Here is a 23,182-nt window from a genome sequence, read left to right on the forward strand (position 1 = left end):
GCATGGACTCCCTGCTCATTCCCGTACTGATCCTGGTACTCGTGGCTGCCAGCGTACTGCTGGCCATCCGGGCCTGGAACCACCGCAGCGAACACCCCCGTCCGGCTGCTGCGCCACAGCCAAGCCCCGACTCCGCGGAGCTGGCGCGCGCGGCGGCCGCAAGGCTCACCCAGGAGCAGCACCGGCGGCTGTACGCCCTGATCGCGCAGGGGCAGGCGATGGCCGCCATCAAGGTGTACCTCGAGGCCACAGGCGAGGGCCTCCGCGCGTCCCGCGACGCCGTCGCGGCACTGGCGGCGCACCCCCAGCCGTTCCGCGCCCCGGAGGCCGCGCCGGAAGCCGTTCCGGACGAGGACGACGTGCCACAGCGGTTCGCATACCGCTACCGCGCGATCGCCAGCAAGGGCGATGTCACGCGCGAGGTGAGCAGCAACATGCTCAATGATGAGATCTACGGGAGGATCCGCACCCTGGCCAAGAGCGGCGACACTGAGGCCGCAGCAACAGCCCTGACCCGCCACTCGGATATTTCCATGAAGCAGGCCAGGGAATTCATCGCACTGCTCGGCGACTGAGCAACCAAAGTCCGTGGCCCTGTGCGCTTCTCTACCGCTGGCCGGTGATCCCGGCGAGCAGCTGCTCAAACGGCAGCGACTCCAGCGCGGCCGGCTTCTGCCGCGGGCCTGAGTCCTGCAGCAGGCCGACAAACTCCCCCGCCGCCCGGTCAACGCGCACCGAGAGCGGCGAGCCGCCGTCGTCGTCGTTGTTTCCCCAGTCCTGCGGTCCGGCGAAGACCGCGGTGGGGGCGATCCGGGTGCGCAGGTAGGTGAAGAGCGGCCGCATCGCGAAGTCCAGCACCATCTGGTGCCGGTCCGTGCCGGCGGTGGCCCCGAGCAGAACGGCCTTGCCTTCCAGCGTCTTGGGATCGAGCACGTCGATGAAGGACTTGAAAAGCCCGCTGTAGGAGGCGCTGAACACGGGGCTGACGGCGATCACGCCGTCAGAGGCCACGACGCCGGCGATCACTTCGGCCAGCCGCGGAGCCGCATAGCCGGTCACGAAGTTGTTGGCGATGTCCACGGCGAGATCCCGCAGCTCCACGACCTCGATGTCCACGGCGTAGCCGGCCGCGGCAAGCTGCCGTTCGGCCGAGGCCGCCAGCTGGTCCGCCAGCAGGCGGCTCGACGAGGGAACGCCGAGTCCGGCGGAGATAACGGTGATACGGCGGGTTTCCACGGAGCGCTCCTAAGTTGAATCCTGGTCAGCAATGCAGTTACATGCGTTTGCATCTACCTCTAGAAGCGGCGGGTGCGTGGATTTATTCCCGGCACACGTCTTGCCTGACAGGGCTGCCGCGCTCTGCCAGACTGCCCTCATGGCTGAAAACAAAACGCAGGCAACCGGCGCGTCGGTGGAGGAGTTCCTGGCCGCCGTCGAGCATCCGGTCCGGCGCGGCGACGGGTTCCGTCTGCTGGCGCTGATGTCCGGAATCACGGGGGAGCCGGCGCAAATGTGGGGTCCGACGATTGTGGGGTTCGGCCGCTACCACTACAAGTACGCGAGCGGCAGGGAGGGTGATGCTGCGGCGGTCGGATTCTCCCCCAGGAAATCCAGCCTGTCGCTCTATGGCCTGACCTACGGGCCGGAGGCTGCCGAACTGCTCGGCAGGCTGGGCAAGCACAAGGTCGGTGCCGGCTGCCTGTACGTCAACAAGCTCGACGACATCGACGAGGCCGTGCTGGCGGAACTGATCCGGCTCGGCTACCGGCATGTCACCATGGTGCTTCACCACGGCTAAGTGCAGCCGGCAGGGTTGTTGGCCGGGTTAAAGCAGAAGGCCCCCGCCTTCGGTCCCTCAGAGGGGTCCGAAGACGGGGGCCTTCCAGCAGTTCAGGACTGCAGCCGGTGAGGGCTACTTGCCTGCGACTACGTCGAGTTCGATCACAGCGGAAACGTCGTCGTGCAGACGGACGTTTGCCTGGTAGGAACCGGTCGACTTGATGTGTGCCGGCAGTTCAACCTTGCGCTTGTCGATGCGGCCCAGGCCAGCGGCCTCAACAGCGTCGGCGACGTCGCCCTGCTTGACGGTGCCGAACAGGCGACCGGTAGCGCCAGCCTTGACGATCAGCTTGACCGGCTTGGCGGAGAGTGCAGCAGCCTGCTTCTGAGCATCTTCCAGGGAAGCGTGCTCGCGGGCAACGCGAGCAGCCTTGATGGACTCAACCTGCTTCTCGCCACCCTTGGACCAGGTCAGGGCGAAGTTGCGGGGCAGCAGGTAGTTACGTGCGTAACCGTCCTTGACCTCGACAACATCGCCAGCAGCACCGAGACCGGTTACTTCGTGGGTCAGAATGAGCTTTGCCATGTTAGTTAATCCCTTCCTTAGCCGCGGCCAGCGCCGGAGTAAGGCAGCAGAGCAACTTCGCGGGCGTTCTTGATTGCCTGGGCGATCTTGCGCTGTTCCTGCACCGTGACGCCAGTGACGCGACGGGCGCGGATCTTTCCGCGGTCGGAGATGAACTTGCGCAGCAATGCTACGTCCTTGTAGTCGATGACAGTGATGTCAGCGGCCTTCAAGGGGTTGGACTTTGGTTTGGGCTTACGGAGTTCAGCCTTAGCCATCGTGGAGCTCCTATTCGATGGAGCCCGTGGATATTGATCCACGGGATGGTGGTGATCCGGCGCGGTCTGCACCCGGCCGCCTTGCGGCGTCCAGGCGGTTTTCGTTGCCGGACCTTAGATGTTGTTTAGAAGGGAGGTTCGGAATCCGGGCCGTTGCCCCAGCCGCCGCCCGCATTGCTGACCCCGGGCGTGGCCCACGGGTCTTCCTGCGCGGCGGGCTGGTTGCCGCCCCATGTTCCACCGGTGTTGCCGCCCTGGTTTCCACCCTGGCCGCCACCGAAGCCACCGCCGCTGTTGCCGCCGCCGAAGCCACCCTGTCCACCCTGACCGCCGGAGCGCTGGGTGCGGTTGACCTTGGCATTGGCGTAGCGCAGGCTCGGGCCGATTTCATCGACCTCGAGCTCGATAACGGTGCGCTTCTCGCCTTCTTTTGTTTCGTAGGAACGGCTCTTCAGGCGGCCGGAGACGATCACGCGCATGCCCTTGGTGAGGGATTCGGCGACGTTTTCGGCTGCTTCGCGCCAGACCGACGCGCGGAGGAACAGGGTTTCCCCGTCCTTCCACTCATTGGACTGCCGGTCGAAGGTGCGGGGAGTAGAAGCGATGGTGAAATTCGCTACGGCCGAACCGGACGGTGTGAACCTGAGTTCGGGGTCATTGGTGAGGTTACCGATAACCGTGATAGTGGTTTCGCCTGCCATCTACTGCCTCCTTGTGCGTTCCTGCGGGGATGAAGATTGAAGGTTGGCTGCTGAATTACTCAGCAACAACTTTCTGCTCTTCGGGGCGGGTGATCTTGGTGCGCATGATGGTCTCGTTGAGACTCAGCTGGCGGTCAAGTTCTTTGGCGGTAGCCGGCTCAGAGGTGAAGTTCACCACGGCGTAGATACCTTCGGACTTCTTCTGGATTTCGTAAGCCAGGCGACGACGGCCCCAGATGTCAACCTTTTCGATGGTTCCACCATCGTTGGTGATGACGTTCAGGAACTTCTGAAGCGACGGCTCAACGGCACGCTCTTCGACCTCGGGGTCGATGATTACCATCAATTCGTAAGGACGCATATGTGAACCCACCTCCTTTGGGCTAAGCGGTTACGGCATTTCCGTAACAGGAGGTTCATTTGCGGTGTCATGCAGTGCCCGGCCGCCGGAACGGAGGCAGGGCGCAGCACAGACTTCAATATCCTAGTGCATGGGGGTTGGTTTCGGCGATTCCTGATGGGGCCACGCTAGCCCCGGGCGCCCGGCGGCGGGAACCGGGCACGACCCTCATGTGGAAAACCGCCGCACACCCGGGATCGGGGAGCAGGCACAGGGTCTGTGCCATGATCTGAAAATGGATTCCGACACTGACACCACCGCCCTGCCGCCGCCGGTCCGCCGCAGCCGGCTCCGCTTTGCCGTCATGGTGCTGGTGGGGTTGCTGGCCGCCGGGGCGACCGGCCTGTCGGGTCACTGGGTGGAGGCTCCGGCCGTCGGCTGGGGTTGCGCCGCGGCCTGCTACATCGTTTGGGTCTGGCTGGTCGTGGGCCGCTTGGACCCCGCCGAAACGCGCGACCACGCCACGGCCGAGGACCCATCCCGCAGTGCAACCGACCTGCTGATTCTGGCGGCGAATGCGGCGAGCCTCGTGGCGGTGGTCGCCGTCGTCATCGATTCACACAGCAGCGACAGCGCCGCCCGACTCGGCGGCGGAATGCTGGCGCTGGCCTCGGTGGCTCTGTCCTGGCTGCTGGTCCAGACCTTGTTCACCCTGCGGTATGCGGAGCTCTATTACAGCACCGAGACCCGTGCGGGAGCGGCGGTTGGCGGGATCAACTTCAATCAGACCGGACCCCCGCAGTACACGGATTTCGCCTATCTGGCCACGAGCCTCGGCATGACATACCAGGTCTCGGACACCGCGCTGGAGAACCATAGTGTGCGTGCCGAGGCGCTCAAGCACAGCCTGTTGTCGTATGTTTTCGGGACCATCATCCTGGCCGCCACACTCAACCTCGTGGTCGGGCTGACCGCCTAGCACCGACTAGGGCTGGGCGTGGCGCCGGGGAAGCTACGTCGCCGTCCGGAAAAACGTCCGGGTCACCGTGGCAAGCCGGTGCGGGTCCTCGACTCCGCAGAGTTCGCGCGCCGAGTGCATCGACAGCAGGGGCACGCCGACGTCGACCGTCCGGATTCCGAGCCGGGTGGCGGTCAGCGGGCCGATCGTCGAGCCGCACGGCATCACGTTGTTGGAGACGAATTCCTGGTACGGAATCCCGGCGTCGGTGCACAGCCGCGCCCAGAGTGCGGCCCCGGCGGCGTCGGTCGCGTAGCGCTGGTTGGCGTTGATTTTCAGCAGGGGGCCGCCGTTGAGGACCGGCCGGTTGGCGGGATCGTGCCGCTCCGGATAGTTCGGGTGCACGGCATGGCCCGCATCCGCCGAGACGCAGAACGACGCCGCGAAGGCCTGCCGCCGCTGGCTTGCCGAGGCTCCGAGCCCGTCGGAGACCCGCACGAGGACGTCCTCGAGGATCGGCCCGCACGCGCCGGAGCGGGAGGCTGAGCCGATTTCCTCGTGGTCGAAGGCGGCCACCACGGCGATCGGCGCACTGTTCGGCAGTGGCGTGGCGGCGTGGGCGATCAGTGCCGTGAGCCCGGCGTGCGTCGCGGAGAGGTTGTCGAGCCGGCCGGAGGCGAAAAATTCGCCCCGCGCACCGAAGACCGCCGGGGCCTGGGTGTCCGCAATGACGACGTCGTACCCGCCGATCTGCGCCGGATCCACCGCGGCATCGGTAACCCTGTCCGCGAGGAGCCCGAGCAGGTCCTCGCCGGCGGGATCGCCCAGGCCATAGACCGGATTCATGTGTTGCTGCTTGTCCAGGGCCAGGCCTTCGTTTACGGCCCGGTCCAGGTGGATGGCGAGCTGCGGGAAGCGCAGCAGCGGGCCTGTGGCTGTGAGGTGCTGTGTGCCGTCGCGCATGACGAGCCGGCCGGCGAGCTGGAGTTCGCGGTCCAGCCAGGAGTTCAGGAGGGGCCCGCCGTAGACCTCGACGCCGGCCTGCAGCCAGCCGAACTTGCCGGTGGTGGGCTTCGGCTTGAGTTTGAAGGACGGCGAATCCGTGTGGGCGCCGAGGATGTTGAAGCCCGTGGTCGGTCCGGCACCCGGTGGCACCACCCAGGCGATGAGGGCGCCGTCGCGGATCACGTAGAACTTGCCGGCAGTCGCGGCCTCGGCCTCGGGCCAGGGCTGCAGCTCGTCCAGGCCCGTGAAGCCCGCCGCGTCCAGCCGGCGCGCGGCTTCGTGGACGGCGTGGAAGCTCGACGGCGACGCGCTCACATACGCGCCGAGGTCGTGGATGTGCTCTTCGGCAGTGCTCGGTGTTGGCATGGCTCCGAGTCTAGCCCGGCACGCCCGGAGCCCCGGGTTGGTTCGGCGCCGGGCGCCAGGGGACTATGCGAATGGACATGTCCCGCGGTGCGCACGAACATGCCCATCCCTCGGTCTAAGCAATGGACATGTTGGCGCTATGTCCACTCTTGGGCGTTCGGGGAGGGCATGTCCGGAGTTCAATCCTCGAAAGGTGCTCTCCGGCTGCAGCGACGACGTGGACATGTCCCCGTTGCTCCGGACATGCCCACGTATCCGCACACGGGAATGGGCATGTCCCCCGATCCCCAGGGACATGCCCAGCCCCCGGGCCAAAGGATGGACATAATGCCGCTATGTCCACTCGTGGGCGCCGGGGGAGGGCATGTCCGGTGGTGTGGGGGGCCGGAGACCGGGTGACCTGCGCCCGGCGTACCCGTGACCCGAACCTGGGCCGGCCCTGAACCGCCCCGGACCTACGACACCGGGCGCGCGCCCATCACGGCGTCCTCGGCAGGAGCGGCGGCAGGAGCCTTGGCGTCAACCACCGCGGCGTCCTCGGCAGGAGCCCCGGCGGCCCCGGCAAGAGCATCTGCTGCGGGAACCGTGGCCTTGGAGCCGTTGCTGCGGTAGCGGAAGACGCCGATCCCCACCACGACGGCGGCGAGAGCCAGCGAGAGCAGGAGCGATTCCCGCGTGGATTCCAGGATCACCATCCCGATCAGCAGGGCCACAATGCTGACGATGGACACCCAGGTCAGGTACGGGAACAGCCACATTTTCAGCTGGAGGTCCTTGGCGGCGGCGCCCATTCGGCGGCGCAGGATCAGCTGGGAGGAGGCGATCACGAGCCACACGAACAGCGCGATGGCACCGGAGGTGTTGACCAGGAAGAGGAAGACCGTGTCCGGGGCGATGTAGTTCAGGCCAACGGTGATGAAGCCGACCACCGTGGAGGCCAGCACCGCGGCCGCGGGCACGCCGTGCTTGGAAATTCGCGTCCATGACTTGGGGGCGTCGCCGCGGCGGGACAGCGAGAACAGCATGCGGCTGGCCGTGTAGAGGCCCGAGTTCAGGCAGGAGAGCACCGAGGTCAGCACCACAATGTCCATGATGGTTCCGGCGCCGGGGATGCCGAACAGCTCGATGACCGCAACGTAGGGGCTCTTGGCGACGGAGGCGGAGTTCCAGGGCAGCAGGGTGACCACAATGGCGATGGAGCCGATGTAGAAGACGAGGATGCGCCAGACGGTGGACTTCACGGCCTTCTTGACGGCGTCGACCGGGTTTTCGGACTCGCCGGCGGCGATGGTGGCGATTTCCGCCCCGAAGAAGGAGAACACGACCACGAGGATGCCGGCCAGGACGGCGCCGGGACCGTTGGGCATGAACCCGCCGTTGCCGATCAGGTTGTCCAGACCGGGCGCCGGAACGCCGGGGACGAGGCCGAGGATCGCGGCAGCGCCGAAGAGCAGGAAGAGCACGATTGCCGCCACCTTGATGGAAGCGAACCAGAACTCGAACTCGCCGTACGACTTCACCGACCCGAGGTTGGTCAGCGTCAGCAGCACCATGAGGGCAAGAGCCCACACCCACTGGTCAATGCCGGGGACCCAGCGGTGCATGATCGCGGCCCCGGCCGTGGCCTCGATGCCGAGGACAATGATCCAGAACCATGCGTAGAGCCAGCCGATGCTGAACCCGGCCCAGCGGCCCAGGGCCTTGTCGGCGTAGGTGGAGAATGAGCCGGTTTCCGGGTTGGCCGCGGCCATCTCCCCCAGCATCCGCATGACGAGGATGACGACGAGTCCCGCCGCGGCGTAGGCAACCAGAATGCCCGGGCCGGCCTGCTGGATCGCCGCACCCGAACCGACAAACAGTCCGGCACCGATCACGCCGGCGATGGCAATCATGGACAGATGCCTGGGTTTCAGGGATTTTGAGAGCTGCTGGTCAGCGTGCATGGAAGCGCCGTCCTTCGTGGGGGTTCAGGCCCGCTCTTTGCCGGCACGGAATCGAATCCATGCTGTGCGGCGGACCACAATGTCGTTTCACACTAGACCGCGCGGCATGAGCTCCGTCTTGTGCAGTCCCACAAATGACGCCCGACAGGACCGGGCCATCTCCCAACAGGAGAGCCTTAGAGGCAACCAAAGTTGCCCCCTAGGCAATTCGGCAATGTGTGTGAAACCACTGCTTCAGGTACTACCCGCCCGTAGCAGACTCTCCCGGCCGGCGGGCCGCTCCCGTCAGTAGTCCGTGTTGCTCGGCACCACGAGGCCGGTCTCGTACGCGTATACGACGGCCTGGACCCGGTCGCGGAGATGGAGCTTGGTCAGGATCCGGCGCACGTGTGTCTTGACTGTGGCCTCGGACAGGAAGTACCTGTGCGCGATTTCGGCGTTGGAGAGCCCCTCCGCCATCGCCCCGAGCATCTCGTTTTCGCGGGGGGTTAGGTCCTCCAGCAACGGATCCCTCGCCGGGCGTGCCGGGCTGCCGGCCGGCTGGCCGCCGCCGTCCGCCCCGGCGCGCTGTCCGCCGTCGCCGCCGTCCATTGCGGCAGGATCCATGCCGGCTCCGGCGCCGCGGACATAGGTCTCCAGCAGCCGCTGGGTAACGCGCGGGGCCACGACGGCGTCGCCGCTGGCCACCACCCGCACCGCGCTGATCAGTTCCGCCGGCGCCACGTCCTTGAGCAGAAAGGCCGAGGCCCCGGCCCGCAGCCCGGCAAAGGCGTATTCATCGAGGTCAAAGGTGGTCAGGATGATGATCTTGGCGTCCGAACCCGAGGCCGCGATGGCCCGGGTGGCCTCGATCCCGTCCAGCATCGGCATCCGCACATCCATCAGGACGACGTCGGGCGCGAGTTCCCGGACGTGGCGGACCGCTTCGGCACCATTGGACGCCTCGCCCACGATGCACAAATCGTCTTCACCTTCCAGGATGAGCCGGAAGCCCATCCGAAGCAGCGGCTGGTCATCCACCAGCAGGACGCGTACCGGTCCGTTGTCGAGCATTGTTCCCCCCTGTATCCGTGGCATTCTCGCCATTGCAGTTCAGTTCCGCGTGCACGCGCCAGCCGCGCTCACCCGTGCGCCCGGCGTGCACGGTGCCTGCGTAGATCCTGGCCCGCTCCCGCATCCCGGCGATTCCGTGCCCGGTCCCGACGGTGTCCAGTGAGTCGGCCTGCGCGGCGGCCCCGGCACTGCCGGAATCAACTTTGCCCCTGCCGTCGTCGACCACTTCAATGCTGACGCGCGAACCGTTGCGGACAATGCTGACGTCCACGCGGCTGAGCGCACGGCCATAGCGCAGCACATTGGTCAGCGACTCCTGCACAATCCTGTAGACGGTCAGCTGGAACGCCGCATCGCCGGGCAGGGACGGGCCGGTGTGCGTGTAGTGCAGCGGCAGTCCCGCGGTGCGGAAGCCCTCGAGCAGTGTGGCCAGGCTGCCTCCGGACACCAGCGGCTCGCGCGGGGCGTGTCCCGTGGCGGCGTCCTCGCGCAGCACGCCAAGGACGCGGCGCATGTCGGCCAGCGCGGTGCGTCCCGTCCGGGAAAGTTCGGCCATGACGCCGGCGGCGCGGGCCGGATCCTTTTTGACCACGACGGCGGCGCCGTCCGACAGGCTGATCATGACCGTCAGTGAGTGCGCCACGACGTCGTGCATTTCGCGCGCGATCCGGTTCCGTTCCGTGACGGAGCCCAGCTGCTGGGCGCGGGCGGCCCAGGCGGCGATCTCGTGTTCGTGCTCGCGCCGCTGCCGCACGGAGATCCCGATCCCCGTCGCGATCACGTTGGAGAGCGTGATGCCGATGCCGGCCGCGATGCTCGTGAGCAGCTGGAAATTCTCCGGCGTGCGGACCGCCATGTCCGGGAGCCGCCCGTCCAGAGGCCCCACGGCCAGCAGGAAGTACAGGAGCAGAAGCGGGGCTGTGGTCAGGGCCAAAGCGGCGAGGGCGAACCGCCGCGTGCGGACGACCGCGACGGCGTACAGCGAAAACCAGAGCCCTGCGGAGACATTGGATCCCCAAGGATGCAGGAAGGTGACGGCCAGTTCCAGTGCCCCCACGGCCACCGCCACCTGCACCGGATAGGCCCGTCGGAAGAGCAGGACGGGCGCGGCCGCCGCGAGCAGTACCGCCACCGGCCAGTCGCCGTGCATGATCGACTCGACCGCCGTCGGCGTGACCAGGACCAGGTAGCAGAGCACCACCAGGACATCCATGACCCGCGGATTGGCCAGCAGGTAGCGCCGGAGCCGGCCGCGGCGACGGGCGGTGAGTTCGGCGAGGGACGCATCGGCCGGACCGGCCGACGCGTCCCTCACAGGTACTGCATCGATCATGCTCTGAGCCTAGACGCTGGGCTTGCGGGCCCGGGCTAGACGTCCCGCTTCTTGAGCAGGATGGCGGCCAGGAGCACCGGGACCACAACCCAGGCGCCCAGCACAAGGCCGGCCTGCCAGGCTTCCAGGGTGTCCGGGACGTGCTCCACGGCGGTCAGGGGATCCACGGTGTTGCCGGGCAGGTACTTGCGGGCCTCCACGAAGAAGTCGCCCGGAATCAGCTGGAACGCGATGGGCGCCACGAAGAACAGGCCAACCAGGCTCATGATGCCGCCTGCCGAGTTGCGGATCAGCGTACCCAGCGCCATGCCGATCGCCGCGACCGCTGCCACGTAGAGGCTGTTGACAACGAGCAGTTTGACGGACTGCGAGCTGCCCAGGTCCAGGCCGAGGCCGTAGTTATCCAGGATGGGCACCGACACGAACCCGGCCACCACGGTGGAGGCGGCGGTGATGACGAAGGAGGTCAGCACCACCACCACGAGCTTGGCCGCGAACGCAGGGATGCGTTTGGGCACCGCCGCGAACGTGGACCGGGCCATGCCCGTGGTGAACTCCGAGCTCATCAGCAGCACTCCGAGGGAGCCCAGGATCAGCTGGGCAAACGCGATGCCGGAAGTAGGTACGCCGACGGCGAGGTCACCGCCCTGCGCCGCGAACCTGGCGCCCGCCTCCGGGTCCTGGGCCGCGGCTTCGGAGAACTGTCCCGTCCCCCAGGCCGAAAGCGCCCCGAACCCCACCATGACCACCACGGTGGAGCCGAGCAGGATCAGCGTGGAGAGCAGGGTGCGGAACTTGATGAATTCGGAGTTTAGGACCCGCGGGAAGCTGGGGCCGGGGCCGGAACTGCTGCCGCTTCCGGAGAGCTGCGCACGGGTATCGGCGCCGCGGGGCGATGGCGTGGATTCAACGGTTGTGGAGCTCATGGCTTAGTTGCCTCCGGCTTCGACGGGAACGGCGCCCGTGGTGATCAGCGAGTGGTATTCGACCTCATCCTTGGTCAGTTCCATGTAGGCCTCCTCGAGGCTGGCCTGCAGCGGGGTGAGTTCGTAGATCATGACGTGGTTCTCCAGCGCTGCGGTGGCGATCTGCCGCGGCTCCAGGCCTGAGACTTCGAGGAGCTCGCGCTCCTGGACCTCCACCGAGACGCCGGTTCCGGCCAGCAGCTGCATGAGCCGGTCCGGCTGGTCTGTGCGGACCCGGGTGCGGCCCTGGCCCTTGCCGGTGATGATTTCCTGGATCGGGGCGTCTGCAATGATCTTCCCGCGGCCGATCACGATCAGGTGGTCCGCCGTGACGGCCATTTCGCTCATGAGGTGGCTGGAGAGGAAGACCGTGCGCCCCTCGGAGGCCAGATACTTCACCAGGTTGCGGACCCACACCACTCCTTCCGGGTCGAGACCGTTGACGGGCTCGTCCAGGATGACGGTCTGCGGGTTGCCGAGGAGTGCGGCGGCGATGCCCAGCCGCTGGCCCATGCCCAGTGAGAAGCCGCCGACCTTCTTCCTGGCCACCTCGGCCAGCCCGGTCATCTCAATGACTTCGTGGACCCGTTTCTTGGGGATGCTGTGGGTCGCGGCCATGGCCAGCAGGTGGTTGTAGGCGGAGCGGCTCGTGTGGACGGCCTTGGCGTCGAGCAGTGCGCCGACGTCGCGCAGCGGGGCGGTGTGCCCGGTCAGCGGCGACCCGTTGACGGTCACTGAGCCCGACGTCGGCCGGTCCAGCCCCATGATCATGCGCATGGTGGTGGATTTTCCGGCCCCGTTCGGACCCAGGAAGCCGGTCACCCGGCCGGCCTCGACGGTGAAGTTGACGCCGGCGACGGCGGTCTTGTCGCCGTAAACCTTGGTCAGGCCTCGTGCTTCGATCATGGAAGCGTTCCTTTGCGTAGCGGGAGATGGTCCGGGGCACCGCAGTCACGGGCCCGTCTGCACACCACGCTACCGAGGCCGTGGGCGTATTTCGCCGGTCTCAGGGATGATTCAGGGGCGAATCAGGGTAGTCCGGGAGGATGACACTCCTGCCCGCCGCGGATCTGGGGGCGGGCGGGCTTAGCCGAGCGGCGAGTAATAGGTCAGGGCGTCGCGGCGGACCGTGAACTCCACGCTCCGCACCCCGGGCATGACCTCTCCGTCGACGGCGAGGACCATGGGCCCGTCGCCGGGTTCCACCGTGATCCGGTCCGTTTCGCTCAGATGGGTGATCCCGGACGTGCCCACGGTGCCCGTGAGCACGGCCCAGAGCAGCCGCAGCCGGGCGAACGGCTCATCGGCAGTGATCATCCGCAGGTCCAGGACCCCGTCCGCCAGCACGGGGCGCACCAGCGGTGCGTGGTCGCGGGGGTAGTAGCGGCCGCGGCCGATGTACAGGATCCACAGCCGATGCCGCACGCCGTTGACGATCAGGGTGGTGGGGGTGCCGGCCGCGAAGGTCCGGAACATGGCCACCACTCCGGCCAGGGGTTTGCCCAGTGCTGGCTGGAGCTGTTCGCGCCGGCGGACCAGGTTCGGGTAGAGACCGATGCTGGCCGTGTTGAGCATTATCAGTTCGAGGTGCTCCGGACTGTCGGGGAGCCCACGTTCGACGCTCACGTGGCCGACGTCGGCCACTGCGGCCTCGCCGTGGGAGGCCGCCTGGACCGCCGCCACCAGGGTGGGCGTCCCGGCGTCGCGGGCGAAGTGGTTGAGCGTTCCGCCGGGGAGCACCAGCAGCGGGAGGGAACGTTCGACGGCGGCGGCCGCCGCGGCGCCCACGGTTCCGTCACCGCCCCAGACGCCCAGGGCCGCGATGCCCGGCTGTGTTGCGACCCGGGCGATGCCTGCGTCGACGGCCCCGTCGTGCCCGATTTTCTTTATATACGCTTTGGGGAATGTTTTTTGCAGGGCGTCAACTGTCTCGTCGGCATAGGACCCGCCGAGGGTGTTGACCGCGATGCCGAGCCCCTGACCCTCCGGGAGTTCCGCGGCCCGGACGACGCCGCGGCGGGTTTCCGGGAACGGCGGCCGGACGGGCCACCACTTCCGCGTCACCATGGCCGCGCCGGCGCCGATCGCGGAACCGAACAGCACATCCGAGGGCCAGTGGGCCCCGGTGTGGACCCGGGAGTAGGCCACCCCGGCTGCGACGGGGGCCAGCGCAGCACCCAGCGCCGGGCGGACCATGCCGACTCCGAGCGCGAAGGCCACCGCGGAGGCCGAATGGCCCGACGGCATCGACGAACTCGTCGGTTGCGGGTTGACGAAGCGGAAGGCCGGAAGGTGTTCGGGCAGGGGGCGCGTCCGGGGCAGCAGGGTCTTGAACACGAGGTTCGTGACCGCCGATGCCACGCCCTGCGCGATGAGCCCATGTACCGCTGCCCGGCGCGTCTTTCCGGACACCAGGGCCATGGCCCCGGCAACGCCGAACCAGAGTTTGCCTTTGTTGGCGGCAGCGGACAGGCGGCGGAAGAACTCGTCATGGCCTCCGCCCGGCAGATTGGAGACGCGGCGCACGAGTTTGCGGTCGAATTTCGACAGGCGGCCGGGGGCCTTCCTCAGCATGGATCGCATTTGACCACCATACTGCCGGATACGCCCAGCCGAAGGCCGGTCTCGGCGGGGCACCTACCTCGAGGGCAAGGGCTTCGCGGCTCCGGCGAGCACAAGGGCCACCAGAATAGGAATCCCGATCGCCAGCAGGGCGGTCCTGATACCGGTGGCATCGCCCAGGTAGCCCAGCAGCGGCGGCCCGGCGAGGAAGGCAATGTAGCCCAGCGTGGACACGACGGCCACCCGGGCGGCGGCCTTCCTGGGGTCATCCGCCGCGGCGGACATCCCGATCGGAAATGCCAGAGCGGCGCCCACGCCCCAGAGCACGGCACCGGCAGCGGCCAGCCAGATGGTTCCTGCGAACACGAAGAGGCAGAGGCCCGCGGCTGCTGCGGCCATGCTGGCACGGAGCACGCCCACGCGGCCATAGACGTCGATCGCGCGGCCGCCGAAAAAGCGCATGGCGGTCATTGCCAGCACAAAAGCGGCGAACAGCAGCGCGCCCGTGGATTGTTCAGCGCCCAGGCCGTCAACCGCAGCCTTGGCAATCCAGTCGTTGCCGGCGCCTTCAGTCAGGGTGGCGCCGAGAACCACCACGCCGATCAGCAGCGTGCGGCCATCCCGCCAGGCCAAACCGCCCTTGCCTTGGTCCGTGTCCCCGGCGGCGGGCGCCTCGGCGGGCAGATGGGGCAGGAAATACCGCGGGGCCACCGTGGTCAGGACGGCGACGACGGCGGCTATGACCAGAAGGTGCGCCGGGAGCCCGACCCCCAGGGTGGACAGTCCGGCGCCGATGAGGGCGCCGACGAACGCGCCGCCGCTGAAGGCCGCGTGGAACTGCGGCATGATGGTCCGGCCGAGCCGGTGTTCGACGTCGGCACCTTCGATGTTCTGCGAAACGTCCCAGAGCCCGACGCCGATCCCGAAGAAGAATAGGGCAATCGCAGTCCCCGGGACGGAGGCCGCCATCAGGGACAGCGCGACGCCGACGCCGGCCGCCGCGGCCACCAGGCCGGCACCCCGGACGGTGTTGGCGGTGCCGATCCGGCCGACGACGAACCCGGCCGTGGGCAGGGCGATCAGCGAGCCGACCGCCAGGCACAGCAGCAAGGTTCCCATCTGGCCCGCGGTGATGTGCAGGATCTCCGTCACCGCCGGGATGCGGGCTGCCCAACTGGCGAAGACTAATCCGTTGATCCCGAAGACAAGGAAAGTCGCCCCCGCGGCAGCCTTCAGTTGCGGGACGGTTGCGGTACTGGTCATACGATCACTGCTTCCACCGAGTGTTGTGCGAGTTGGCCAAGTTCTTCACGGCTGAACTGCCGGTCGGTCACGATGGCATCCACGGCGTCCAAGGATGCGACGAGGGCGACGGCGCTGGCGTTCCATTTGGATCGGGCACAGGCGACGATCACCCGGGCCGCGGATTCCAGGCCGGCGCGCTTGACTGCGGCGTCGTCGAGGTCGTGAGCCAACAGCCCGTCCCTGAGGTTCACGGCGCAGGGCGTGACCACGGCGGCGTCGAAGCGCAGCGAGCGGATGTTGGCTTCCGTCATGGGCCCGCGGAAGGACAGTTCACCGGGGACGAGGCTGCCGCCCGGCATCAGGAGTTCGGGGCGGCGCCCGGCAGGCACATCGTCCAGGGACAGCGCGGTGACGGCCCGCAACGACATTGGCATGATCGTCATCTCGCGTTGGCGCAACTGGCGGGCGATCTCCGTGGCGGTGGTGCCGCTGTCCAGCCAGAGGTGTCCCCGGTCCTGGAGCAGGGCGGCCACACCGGCGGCGATCCGCACCTTGGCGGTGTGGTCCTCCAGCTCGCGCTGTCCGTATTGCGGGTTTTCACCGCCGAAAACCAGGCTCTTGGCTCCGCCGTGGACCCTCCGCAGCACACCGTGCAGGGCCAGGGTGTCGAGATCCCGCCGGATGGTGGCACCGGAGGCGCCGCAGGCGGCCATCAGGTCGTCCACCGTCACCTGGTCCCGGTTGCGAAGCAGTCTTCCGATCAGCCGGTGCCGCTCATCAGTGTTCATGCTCAAATGCTAACGGCTTGTGATCATTTAATCATTTGTTGCGCGGCTCTTACAGCCAAGCGCGCTCACTCAGCGCCCCTGTATTCCAGCGGAACCGGCGCTGCATGAGCCCGTGTCGGCTTAGCGGGCGCGTTGGACGCGCTTTTCGTCCCAGACCGGTTCGGCCGACTCGTAGACCCTGCCGTCGGAGCCGAAGACCAGGAAGCGGTCAAAAGTGCGGGCGAACCAGCGGTCATGGGTGACTGCCAGGACGGTGCCTTCGAAGTGGTCGATCGCCCGTTCCAGGGCCTCGGCCGAGTGCAGGTCCAGGTTGTCGGTGGGCTCGTCGAGCAGCAGCAGCGTCGCGCCGGAGAGCTGCAGCAGCAGGATCTGGAACCGGGCCTGCTGGCCGCCGGAGAGGGATTCGTACTTCTGCTCGGACTGCGCCGCCAGCCCGTAGCCGTCCAGCGCACCGGCGGCGGCTTCGCGGCCCATCCCGGAGCGGTGCTCGTCGCCGCGGTGCAGGATTTCGAGCAGCGTCTTACCCAGCAGGTCGGGCCGGACGTGGGTCTGGGCGAAAAAGCCGGGCCGGATCCGCGCGCCGAGTTTCACGGTGCCCTCATGGGGCACCTCCGCGATCTCGACGTCGGACACCGGCAGGTGCTCCCGCTCCGGATCCGTGCCGCCGGTGGCGAGCAGGCGCAGGAAGTGGCTCTTGCCCGAACCGTTGGAACCAAGGACGCCCACCCGGTCGCCAAACCAGATCTCGGTGGAGAACGGCTTCATCAGGCCCGTCAGTTCCAACTTCTCCGCCACGACCGCGCGCTTGGCGGTGCGACCGCCCTTGAGCCGCATCTGCACGTTCTGCTCGATCGGCAGCGCCTCGGGCGGACCGGCCTCGAGGAACTTCGCGAGCCTGGTCTGCGCGGCGTGGTAGCGGTTGGCCATGTCGGAACGGAACGCGGCCTTGTTCTTGTACATGTTGACGAGTTCCTTGAGCTTTACGTGCTCCTCGTCCCAGCGCTTGCGCAACTCCTCGAAGCGCGCGTTCCGGTCGGCCCGGGCATCCACGTAGGAGCCGAAGCCGCCGCCGTGGATCCAGGCGCCGGCGCCGTTGATGCCCGGTTCCAGCGTGACGATGCGGCCGGCGGCGTTGTTGAGCAGTTCGCGGTCGTGGCTGATGAAGAATACGGTCTTCTTCGACTCGTTCAGCTTGGCCTCGAGCCAGCGCTTGCCCGGGACGTCGAGGTAGTTATCCGGCTCGTCCAGCAGCAGCAGTTCGTCGGGGCCGGCGAAGAGGGCCTCGAGGACCAGCCGCTTCTGTTCGCCGCCGGAGAGGCTCGACGCCGGGCGGTGCTGCGCCCGGTCGAACGGCAGGCCCAGGGCGGCCATGCAGACCTCGTCCCAGACCGTTTCGACGTCGTAGCCGCCGGCGTCTCCCCAGTCCACGATGGCCTGCGCATAGGCCATCTGGGTGGGCTCGTCGTCGTGCTCCAGCATGGCGAGTTCAGCCTCGTTGACGGTGCGCGCGGCGGCGGCCAGCGCGGGCGGGGCCGCGGAGACCAGGAGGTCGCGGACCGTGGAGTCATCCCGGACCTGGCCCACGAACTGGCGCATGATCCCCATGTTGCCGGAGCGGCCGATCACGCCTTCATCTGCAACGAGGTCGCCGGAAATGATCCGGAACAGCGTCGTCTTGCCGGTGCCGTTGGGCCCGATCAGCGCCGTCTTGGTGCCGTCCGGGACCTTGAACGTCACCCCGTTGAGCAGCTGGGTGCCGTCGGAGAGGAAGTAGTCGATGCCGGAAACGTCAATATGAGCCACGCGTTCAATCTTCCCACGGGCTCCCCGGCCGGCGGCGCCGGCTCAGCCGGCCCGGGTGAGGAACTCCTTGAGCAGCGGCCCGGACGTGGTGGCTCCAAGGCCGCCGTCCTCGACGAAGACGGCGACCGCCAGGTCCCCGTGTGTCGCCACGATCCAGGCGTGGGTCTTGGGCGGGGTGTCGTCGCCGAACTCGGCCGTGCCGGTCTTTGCCCCGACAGGCGCGCCGGGGACGGAGGCCAGGAACCCCGCGTGCCCGCTGGTCACGACGGCGCGCATCATGTCCTTCAGCGACGCCGCCTCGGCTGCCGTGACCGGCGTCCCGGCGGCCTTGGCCGGTGCAGGGGCGGCCGACGCCGCCGCATCACCGGACGGCGGGACCGGCGCCGAGCCGGTAGTCTCAGTGCCGGGTTTTTCAGCGCCGGCGGCCGGGTCGGCGACGCCCTCGTTCGGGTTCAAGACGAGACGGGCCGCGACCGGGGCACCCTTGGCGACCGAACCGGCCATGATGGCGGCGGCCAGCGGGGACAACAGCACCTTGCCCTGGCCGATCATGGAGGCGGCGTGTTCGGTGCCGGCGGCCTCGCCCGGGACCGAGCCGAGGAAGGCGGCTGCCCCCAATGCGGATGCTTCGACGGCGACACCGAGGGAGGTGGCGGCTGATTCGAGCTGCGCCTGGCTGACGCCGTCGCGCGCATTGATGAAGGCCGTGTTGCAGGAGTGGGCAAAGGCATCACGCAGCGTCACGGACCCAAGGGAGGACTCAGGGTAACCCTCGGCGTTCTTGAAGGTGCGGCCGTCCACCGTGAGGGTTGGCGGGCAATCGACCTTCGAATCGGGGGTCATGCCGTTACGGAACATGGCCAGGGAATCGACCATCTTGAAGATCGATCCGGGAGCGTACTGGCCCAGCATGGCGGTGTCGTAGCCGTTGCTGCCCGGTCCCGAGGCTGCCGCGAGGACGGCACCGCTGGAGGGCCGGAGTGCCACGATGGCCGATGCCGGGCCGACGTCGGCCAGGATATCCTCGGCCAGTTGCTGCAGCTTCGGATCCAAAGTGGTCTTCAGGGGCGCCCCGGCCTTCATCTCGGTCCGGAACAGCACCCTGCGCGGGTCAGCCGCCTTGATCTCCTCGGCAGTGAGGCCGGCTTTCTGGGCCCTGATCGCAATCCCGGCGCTTCCGCGCAGCTGGGCGTCATACTGCTGCTGGAGGCCGCCCGTGCCGGTGGTGTCGCCGGGCTTAAGGGCGCCGCCGGACTTCTCGATCTGCTCGGCGTTCGCCTCGGCGGCCGTCCCCAGCAGGGCCCGCGCGAACGTGCGGGTGGGCGCCAGGGGGAGAGAGTCGGGGATGGCCCGTCCGCCGGGAATCGCCGAAATCTGCGCGTCCGTAATGGTCCGGTTGCCGTCCTCGCGCAGCGTGATAGCGGGGACGAAGGCCTCGGGACCGGCCGCAGCGACCTGCTTGGCGTAGGCCGCCGGATCGACGCCCACCAGCTGGGCCAGCTTGGTGGCCGAGTCTGCTGCGTCGGCACCTCCGAGGGCAGGCTTGTCGACGCCGACATTGACCACTGGCCGGTAGGTGACCAGGGGGACGTCACCTGCACCCAGGATGGCGGCACGCTGCGGGGTTTCCGTGGACCGGGTGACGATCTCGCCGTCAGCGAGGTCTGGCACCAGCATGGCCGGTTTCCACACGGTGAGCCACTTGTCGCCTGACTTCTTCAGCTGCGCGGAAACGGTGTATTTCCATTCCTCTGCGCCGACTTTCCAGGTGTAGTTGAGCGGAACGGTGGCCGTGTCCGCGTCGAATTTCAGCTCTCCGGCCTGCACGGCGGGTTTGTCCGGGTCAAGTCCCTTGAAGATTTCCTTGAGCTGGTCGTTGGCGGCGCCGGAGTCCTTCCCGTCAAAGCCGACGGATCCGACGTCGAGCGCGGACACCGCGGTGGCGAGCTGCTTGGCAGCGTCGGCGGCACCGGCCCGGCCGTCGCCGCAGGCTACCAGCGAGGCGCCAAGAACAAGACCCACAAGGGCCAGTGAAAGTTTTGATGAGTTCCCCATGGCGCTATTATGCCCCGGACCACGGACAACTCCCCTGTCACACCGCCTAGGGCCGCCGGATGATCCTGCGCTGCGCGGCCACGGCGATCGCGGCAGTGCGGTTGTCGACGCCGAGCTTGCCGTAGATGTGCACCAGGTGGGTCTTGACCGTGGCCTCGGAAATGAACAGCTGCTTCGCGATCGCCCGGTTTCCCATCCCGGTGGCCAGCAGTTCGAGCAGCTGGATCTCGCGGGCGGACAGGGCCGGCTCCGGATTCCTGATTCGGCCCATCAGCCTGGCGGCGACCTCGGGTGCCAGCGCCGTCCCGCCGGCCGCGGCGGAGAGCACCGCCTGGCGGATCTGCTCCGGCGGGGCGTCCTTGAGCATATAGCCGCTGGCGCCGGCCTCGACGGCGGCGAGGATGTCGGCGTCAGAGTCATAGGTGGTGAGGATGAGCACCGGGGGCGCCGGCTGCCCGGCCTCTCCGGCTTTGATCCGGCCGGTGGCGGTGACGCCGTCCATGCCCGCGCCCATCTGGAGGTCCATGAGCACCACGTCCGCGGGCTCGCCCAGGGTATGGAGCTTGGCCAGTCCGGTGAGGGCGGCGTTGCCGTCGGCGGCCTCGGCCACCACGGTGATGCCCTGCAGATCACCCAGCATCGCCCGCAGCCCGGCCCGGACCACCGGGTGGTCGTCCACCAGGAACACCCGGATGTTATTCATGGCCGGTCCCCGCTGGCTTGCGCCGACGCGGCGTTGGAACCGGGCGCGGTACCGGGCGCGGTACCGGGCGCTTCGCCCAGTGGCAGCCGGATGGCCACGACGGTTCCCTCACCCGGGGCAGACTCGATGTCCAGCTGGCCGTGGAGGGCGGCCACGCGTTCCCGCAGCGACGTCAGCCCATAGCCGGAACCATCGGGACGGGCCGGCAAGGCCGCGGGGTCGAACCCGGTGCCGTCGTCGTAGATGTCCATGGCCACTTCCGGGCCCAGGAAGGACAGGGTGACGACGGCGGTGCTCGCCTGCGCATGGACCCGGACGTTGGCCAGGCTGGCCTGTGCGGCCCGGAGCAGGGCGCTCTGGTGGGCGCCGGGGAGTTCCACGGGCACACCTTCGACGTCGAGGCGGCAGCGCAGCCCGGTACCCCGCGCGGCGGTCTCCACTTCGGTCTTTTCACACAGCCGGAGGAGGCCGGCCACGAGGGAGCCGTCCTCGAGATCGGGGGACTGGAGGGCCCGGACGAAGTTGCGGGCCTCTGCAAGATTGGCGGCGGCCGTGTCCCGGACAATGCGGAGCCTTTCCCGTGCGACGGCGGGTTCGCCGTCGTCCAGGGCCTTCTCTGCTGCGCGCCCCATCAGCACAATGCTGGACAGGCCCTGGGCGAGGGTGTCATGGATTTCGCGGGCCAGCCGGGTGCGCTCGGCCAGGGTACCGGCATCGTGCTGGGTTCGCGCGAGTTCAGCACGGGTGCGACGGAGTTCCTCGGCCGCCAGCCGCTGGTTTTCCGCCTCCAGGAACAGCGCCCGGTAGGCCAGCCCCGTGACCACAGCGAAGGCTGCGCCGAACGCGGGCCCGAGCACCATGGGCAGCTGCGGCGCCAAGCTGGCCGGATCCGCACTGGCCTGCTCCGACGGTGCAATACCGCCGTTGTGGAACCAGAGCGCCCCAACGACAAAAAGGGTGCTGAGTGCGATTGCCGGCAGCGCCAGCCGGCGCCGGAGCACGTGCAACTGCAGGAAGAACAGCGGGAAGGCCAGCCAGACGAAGTCGGCGCTGGTCCAGATCAGCAGCAGCCACAGGACGCTGACGCCGCCCAGCCACCAGGCCGAGTAGGGCCGCGGATCGAACCGGGTCCGGTGGGCTGCGTGCCGTTTCTCCAGGACGGTGCCTACGAGGTAGAAGGCGGCGAGCAGCAGTGCCAGCAGCAGGGTGGCCCAGCCCTGGCCCGCGATTCCGCCAGCCAGGAGCCGGACCAGCGCCACCAGGAGCAGTACCGCGAAGCCGACGTGAAGGCTCACGCGAAGGACGCGCAGAATGACGGCCGCCCCGGTGGACTCCGCGCCCGCATGCGGAGCGCCGCCATGCGGCGTGCCCTCGTGCCGTGTGCCGTGGACCGTGTTGCCGGCGTTGCCGGCGTTGCCCTCCATGCTTCCAGCGTAGTGCCGGCAGGGCAGGGCTCCTGCGGAAAACGGCCCGCCACCGGCGGAATCAACCTTTTGGTTGACCGCCGGGCCATCCGCGCAGTGCCGGCGATCCAACCGTGCGGCCGATGCCTCCGAACCGGGCGGCGGGAAGGCTTAAAGCAACGTCACAAACTTCACGAAAAAGGACAACCATGTATCTCGCCATCCGCGATATCCGCTTTGCCAAGGGCCGGTTCGCCCTGATGGGCGCGGTCGTCGCGCTCATCACGCTCCTGCTCGTCATGCTTTCCGGGCTCACCGCCGGACTGGGAAACCAGTCGACGTCGGCCCTCGCTGCCCTCCCGGCCGACCAGCTGGTCTTCGGCGCCCCGGCCGGGAGCGCACCCAAGGCCTCGTTCACGGAATCCGAAGTCACGCGCGCCCAGCAGGCGCAGTGGTCGGCACGCGATGGCGTCGCCCGGGCCGATGCCTTAGGGATCAGCCAGAGCCGCTTCCAGGCGCTGGGCGCCGGAGGCGTACCGGCACGCACGGCAAGCGTGGCCGTCTTCGGCACTGAGCCCGGCACGCCTCTGGCTCCCGCCCCGCTGACAGAGGGAACCATCGCCGTCGGAGCGGGACTGGCGAAGGACCTCGAGCTCAGCATCGGCAGCCGCGCCTCGGTGGGCGGCAGGGACCTCGTGGTGGCGGCCGTCGTTCCGGAGCAGTGGTATTCACACGCCGGAGTCGTGTGGACCACGTTGGCTGATTGGCAGAAGCTGGCACATATCCAAGACGCGGGCGCCGCGACGGTGCTGGCCGTGAAGTTTGACTCCGACACCGGGTCCGGGACGGATACCGGTGCCGCCAACAAAGCCGCGGGAACCGTCAGCACCACCGTCGACGGATCCTTCCAGGCCCTGGAATCCTACAAGAGCGAGAACGGCTCGCTGCTGCTCATGCAGGCGTTCCTGTACGGCATCTCGGCCCTCGTGATTGTCGCCTTCCTGACGGTCTGGACAATCCAGCGCACCCGCGACATCGCCGTGCTGAAGGCACTCGGCGGGTCCGCCCGTTACATCCTCCGGGACGCCATGGCGCAGGCCGCTCTGGTTCTGCTGGCCGGCGCCGCGGCGGGTGGGCTGGCCGGAGTGGCCGGCGGGATCCTCGCATCCCAGGCGGCGCCGTTCCTCCTCACGCCCTGGACAACGCTGCTGCCCATCGCCGGAATTGTGCTCCTGGGTCTGGCCGGGGCAGCCCTGGCGGTCCGCAACGTGGCCCGCGTCGATCCGCTCATCGCCCTCGGCGGCAACTGACCGGCCCCCGGGCCCGGTTCCGTACAT

General features: G+C 68.1%; 22 protein-coding genes. 4 read left to right on the plus strand and 18 right to left on the minus strand.

Features of this window, described 5'->3' with window-relative positions; genetic code table 11:
- Positions 1-2 precede the first annotated feature (2 nt).
- Positions 3-575 carry a hypothetical protein gene (locus BLQ10_RS08440; protein ID WP_091560665.1) on the plus strand — a complete coding sequence of 191 codons (573 nt, stop codon included), beginning with the start codon at positions 3-5 and terminating at the stop codon, positions 573-575.
- Positions 576-606: 31 nt separating this feature from the next.
- Here BLQ10_RS08440 and BLQ10_RS08445 read toward each other — a convergent pair whose 3' ends face one another.
- Positions 607-1,236 (minus strand): FMN reductase, encoded by a 630-nt coding sequence (locus BLQ10_RS08445; RefSeq protein ID WP_091560667.1) that lies wholly within the window; start codon positions 1,234-1,236, stop codon positions 607-609.
- A gap of 139 nt (positions 1,237-1,375) precedes the next feature.
- On the opposite strand from BLQ10_RS08445, the gene BLQ10_RS08450 reads away from it, so the two are divergent.
- Positions 1,376-1,798: a DUF1801 domain-containing protein gene (locus BLQ10_RS08450; protein ID WP_091560670.1), complete on the plus strand. Its 423-nt coding sequence runs from the start codon at positions 1,376-1,378 to the stop codon at positions 1,796-1,798.
- A gap of 114 nt (positions 1,799-1,912) precedes the next feature.
- Here the strand turns inward: BLQ10_RS08450 and rplI are convergent, their stop codons facing one another.
- The 4 genes from rplI to rpsF form a co-directional block, all read right to left on the minus strand.
- Positions 1,913-2,365, minus strand: coding sequence for a 50S ribosomal protein L9 (rplI, locus tag BLQ10_RS08455; protein ID WP_091560672.1), 453 nt, complete (start codon positions 2,363-2,365; stop codon positions 1,913-1,915).
- A gap of 17 nt (positions 2,366-2,382) precedes the next feature.
- Positions 2,383-2,622, minus strand: a complete 240-nt coding sequence (rpsR, locus tag BLQ10_RS08460) for a 30S ribosomal protein S18 (RefSeq protein ID WP_003800144.1) — start codon at positions 2,620-2,622, stop codon at positions 2,383-2,385.
- 125 nt (positions 2,623-2,747) lie between these two features.
- Positions 2,748-3,323 (minus strand): single-stranded DNA-binding protein, encoded by a 576-nt coding sequence (locus BLQ10_RS08465; protein WP_091560674.1) that lies wholly within the window; start codon positions 3,321-3,323, stop codon positions 2,748-2,750.
- A 55-nt stretch (positions 3,324-3,378) separates the two neighbouring features.
- Positions 3,379-3,684, minus strand: coding sequence for a 30S ribosomal protein S6 (gene rpsF, locus BLQ10_RS08470; RefSeq protein ID WP_090582123.1), 306 nt, complete (start codon positions 3,682-3,684; stop codon positions 3,379-3,381).
- A gap of 274 nt (positions 3,685-3,958) precedes the next feature.
- Between rpsF and BLQ10_RS08475 the strand changes: the two genes are divergently transcribed.
- Entirely contained in the window at positions 3,959-4,642 is a 684-nt protein-coding gene (locus tag BLQ10_RS08475; protein ID WP_091560675.1) for a DUF1345 domain-containing protein, read from the plus strand.
- Between the two features lie 33 nt (positions 4,643-4,675).
- On the opposite strand, the gene BLQ10_RS08480 is transcribed toward BLQ10_RS08475, so the two are convergent.
- From BLQ10_RS08480 to BLQ10_RS08540, 13 genes are all read right to left on the minus strand, one after another.
- A complete protein-coding gene (locus BLQ10_RS08480) occupies positions 4,676-5,992 on the minus strand; it encodes a M18 family aminopeptidase (protein ID WP_091560678.1) in 1,317 nt (438 codons plus the stop codon).
- 455 nt (positions 5,993-6,447) lie between these two features.
- Positions 6,448-7,935, minus strand: a complete 1,488-nt coding sequence (locus BLQ10_RS08485; protein WP_091560681.1) for an amino acid permease — start codon at positions 7,933-7,935, stop codon at positions 6,448-6,450.
- A 285-nt stretch (positions 7,936-8,220) separates the two neighbouring features.
- Entirely contained in the window at positions 8,221-8,988 is a 768-nt protein-coding gene (locus BLQ10_RS08490) for a response regulator (protein WP_091560683.1), read from the minus strand.
- Positions 8,948-10,321 carry a sensor histidine kinase gene (locus tag BLQ10_RS08495; RefSeq protein ID WP_091560685.1) on the minus strand — a complete coding sequence of 458 codons (1,374 nt, stop codon included), beginning with the start codon at positions 10,319-10,321 and terminating at the stop codon, positions 8,948-8,950. Before BLQ10_RS08495 ends, BLQ10_RS08490 begins: the two co-directional genes overlap by 41 nt.
- 35 nt (positions 10,322-10,356) lie before the next feature.
- Positions 10,357-11,247 carry an ABC transporter permease gene (locus BLQ10_RS08500; RefSeq protein WP_091560687.1) on the minus strand — a complete coding sequence of 297 codons (891 nt, stop codon included), beginning with the start codon at positions 11,245-11,247 and terminating at the stop codon, positions 10,357-10,359.
- Between the two features lie 3 nt (positions 11,248-11,250).
- Positions 11,251-12,192, minus strand: coding sequence for an ABC transporter ATP-binding protein (locus BLQ10_RS08505; protein WP_091560690.1), 942 nt, complete (start codon positions 12,190-12,192; stop codon positions 11,251-11,253).
- 180 nt (positions 12,193-12,372) lie between these two features.
- On the minus strand, positions 12,373-13,869 hold the full coding sequence (locus BLQ10_RS08510) for a bifunctional phosphatase PAP2/diacylglycerol kinase family protein (protein ID WP_091560693.1): 1,497 nt from the start codon (positions 13,867-13,869) through the stop codon (positions 12,373-12,375).
- Between the two features lie 54 nt (positions 13,870-13,923).
- Positions 13,924-15,111, minus strand: coding sequence for an MFS transporter (locus tag BLQ10_RS08515; RefSeq protein ID WP_091560696.1), 1,188 nt, complete (start codon positions 15,109-15,111; stop codon positions 13,924-13,926).
- Entirely contained in the window at positions 15,108-15,881 is a 774-nt protein-coding gene (locus BLQ10_RS08520; protein ID WP_091560699.1) for a DeoR/GlpR family DNA-binding transcription regulator, read from the minus strand. The genes BLQ10_RS08515 and BLQ10_RS08520 overlap by 4 nt, the downstream gene beginning before the upstream one ends.
- 120 nt (positions 15,882-16,001) lie before the next feature.
- Complete coding sequence (locus tag BLQ10_RS08525; protein ID WP_091560702.1) at positions 16,002-17,684, minus strand: ABC-F family ATP-binding cassette domain-containing protein; 1,683 nt, start codon at positions 17,682-17,684, stop codon at positions 16,002-16,004.
- A gap of 42 nt (positions 17,685-17,726) precedes the next feature.
- Positions 17,727-19,739: a penicillin-binding transpeptidase domain-containing protein gene (locus BLQ10_RS08530; protein ID WP_091560704.1), complete on the minus strand. Its 2,013-nt coding sequence runs from the start codon at positions 19,737-19,739 to the stop codon at positions 17,727-17,729.
- A 46-nt stretch (positions 19,740-19,785) separates the two neighbouring features.
- Positions 19,786-20,442, minus strand: coding sequence for a response regulator (locus BLQ10_RS08535; RefSeq protein WP_091560706.1), 657 nt, complete (start codon positions 20,440-20,442; stop codon positions 19,786-19,788).
- Positions 20,439-21,866 carry a sensor histidine kinase gene (locus tag BLQ10_RS08540; RefSeq protein ID WP_091560708.1) on the minus strand — a complete coding sequence of 476 codons (1,428 nt, stop codon included), beginning with the start codon at positions 21,864-21,866 and terminating at the stop codon, positions 20,439-20,441. Before BLQ10_RS08540 ends, BLQ10_RS08535 begins: the two co-directional genes overlap by 4 nt.
- A 188-nt stretch (positions 21,867-22,054) precedes the next feature.
- Here BLQ10_RS08540 and BLQ10_RS08545 point away from each other — a divergent pair, with 188 nt between their 5' ends.
- The gene (locus BLQ10_RS08545; protein ID WP_091560710.1) at positions 22,055-23,155 is read left to right on the plus strand and encodes an ABC transporter permease; all 1,101 of its coding nucleotides are present in this window, start codon (positions 22,055-22,057) and stop codon (positions 23,153-23,155) included.
- The last annotated feature ends 27 nt before the right edge of the window (positions 23,156-23,182 follow it).

The organism is Arthrobacter sp. ok362 (genome assembly GCF_900102785.1).
Classification (GTDB): domain Bacteria; phylum Actinomycetota; class Actinomycetes; order Actinomycetales; family Micrococcaceae; genus Arthrobacter.

Excerpts from the sequence above, each read along its gene's own strand:
- BLQ10_RS08515 (WP_091560696.1), bottom strand. The coding sequence starts at position 15,111 with ATGACCAGTACCGCAACCGTCCCGCAACTGAAGGCTGCCGCGGGGGCG.
- BLQ10_RS08545 (WP_091560710.1), top strand. The coding sequence starts at position 22,055 with ATGTATCTCGCCATCCGCGATATCCGCTTTGCCAAGGGCCGGTTCGCC.
- BLQ10_RS08510 (WP_091560693.1), bottom strand. The coding sequence starts at position 13,869 with ATGCGATCCATGCTGAGGAAGGCCCCCGGCCGCCTGTCGAAATTCGAC.
- BLQ10_RS08540 (WP_091560708.1), bottom strand. The coding sequence starts at position 21,866 with ATGGAGGGCAACGCCGGCAACGCCGGCAACACGGTCCACGGCACACGG.
- BLQ10_RS08450 (WP_091560670.1), top strand. The coding sequence starts at position 1,376 with ATGGCTGAAAACAAAACGCAGGCAACCGGCGCGTCGGTGGAGGAGTTC.
- BLQ10_RS08520 (WP_091560699.1), bottom strand. The coding sequence starts at position 15,881 with ATGAACACTGATGAGCGGCACCGGCTGATCGGAAGACTGCTTCGCAAC.
- BLQ10_RS08480 (WP_091560678.1), bottom strand. The coding sequence starts at position 5,992 with ATGCCAACACCGAGCACTGCCGAAGAGCACATCCACGACCTCGGCGCG.
- BLQ10_RS08475 (WP_091560675.1), top strand. The coding sequence starts at position 3,959 with ATGGATTCCGACACTGACACCACCGCCCTGCCGCCGCCGGTCCGCCGC.
- BLQ10_RS08465 (WP_091560674.1), bottom strand. The coding sequence starts at position 3,323 with ATGGCAGGCGAAACCACTATCACGGTTATCGGTAACCTCACCAATGAC.
- BLQ10_RS08490 (WP_091560683.1), bottom strand. The coding sequence starts at position 8,988 with ATGCTCGACAACGGACCGGTACGCGTCCTGCTGGTGGATGACCAGCCG.
- BLQ10_RS08500 (WP_091560687.1), bottom strand. The coding sequence starts at position 11,247 with ATGAGCTCCACAACCGTTGAATCCACGCCATCGCCCCGCGGCGCCGAT.
- BLQ10_RS08485 (WP_091560681.1), bottom strand. The coding sequence starts at position 7,935 with ATGCACGCTGACCAGCAGCTCTCAAAATCCCTGAAACCCAGGCATCTG.
- BLQ10_RS08505 (WP_091560690.1), bottom strand. The coding sequence starts at position 12,192 with ATGATCGAAGCACGAGGCCTGACCAAGGTTTACGGCGACAAGACCGCC.
- rpsF (WP_090582123.1), bottom strand. The coding sequence starts at position 3,684 with ATGCGTCCTTACGAATTGATGGTAATCATCGACCCCGAGGTCGAAGAG.
- BLQ10_RS08440 (WP_091560665.1), top strand. The coding sequence starts at position 3 with ATGGACTCCCTGCTCATTCCCGTACTGATCCTGGTACTCGTGGCTGCC.
- BLQ10_RS08535 (WP_091560706.1), bottom strand. The coding sequence starts at position 20,442 with ATGAATAACATCCGGGTGTTCCTGGTGGACGACCACCCGGTGGTCCGG.
- BLQ10_RS08530 (WP_091560704.1), bottom strand. The coding sequence starts at position 19,739 with ATGGGGAACTCATCAAAACTTTCACTGGCCCTTGTGGGTCTTGTTCTT.
- BLQ10_RS08495 (WP_091560685.1), bottom strand. The coding sequence starts at position 10,321 with ATGATCGATGCAGTACCTGTGAGGGACGCGTCGGCCGGTCCGGCCGAT.
- rplI (WP_091560672.1), bottom strand. The coding sequence starts at position 2,365 with ATGGCAAAGCTCATTCTGACCCACGAAGTAACCGGTCTCGGTGCTGCT.
- rpsR (WP_003800144.1), bottom strand. The coding sequence starts at position 2,622 with ATGGCTAAGGCTGAACTCCGTAAGCCCAAACCAAAGTCCAACCCCTTG.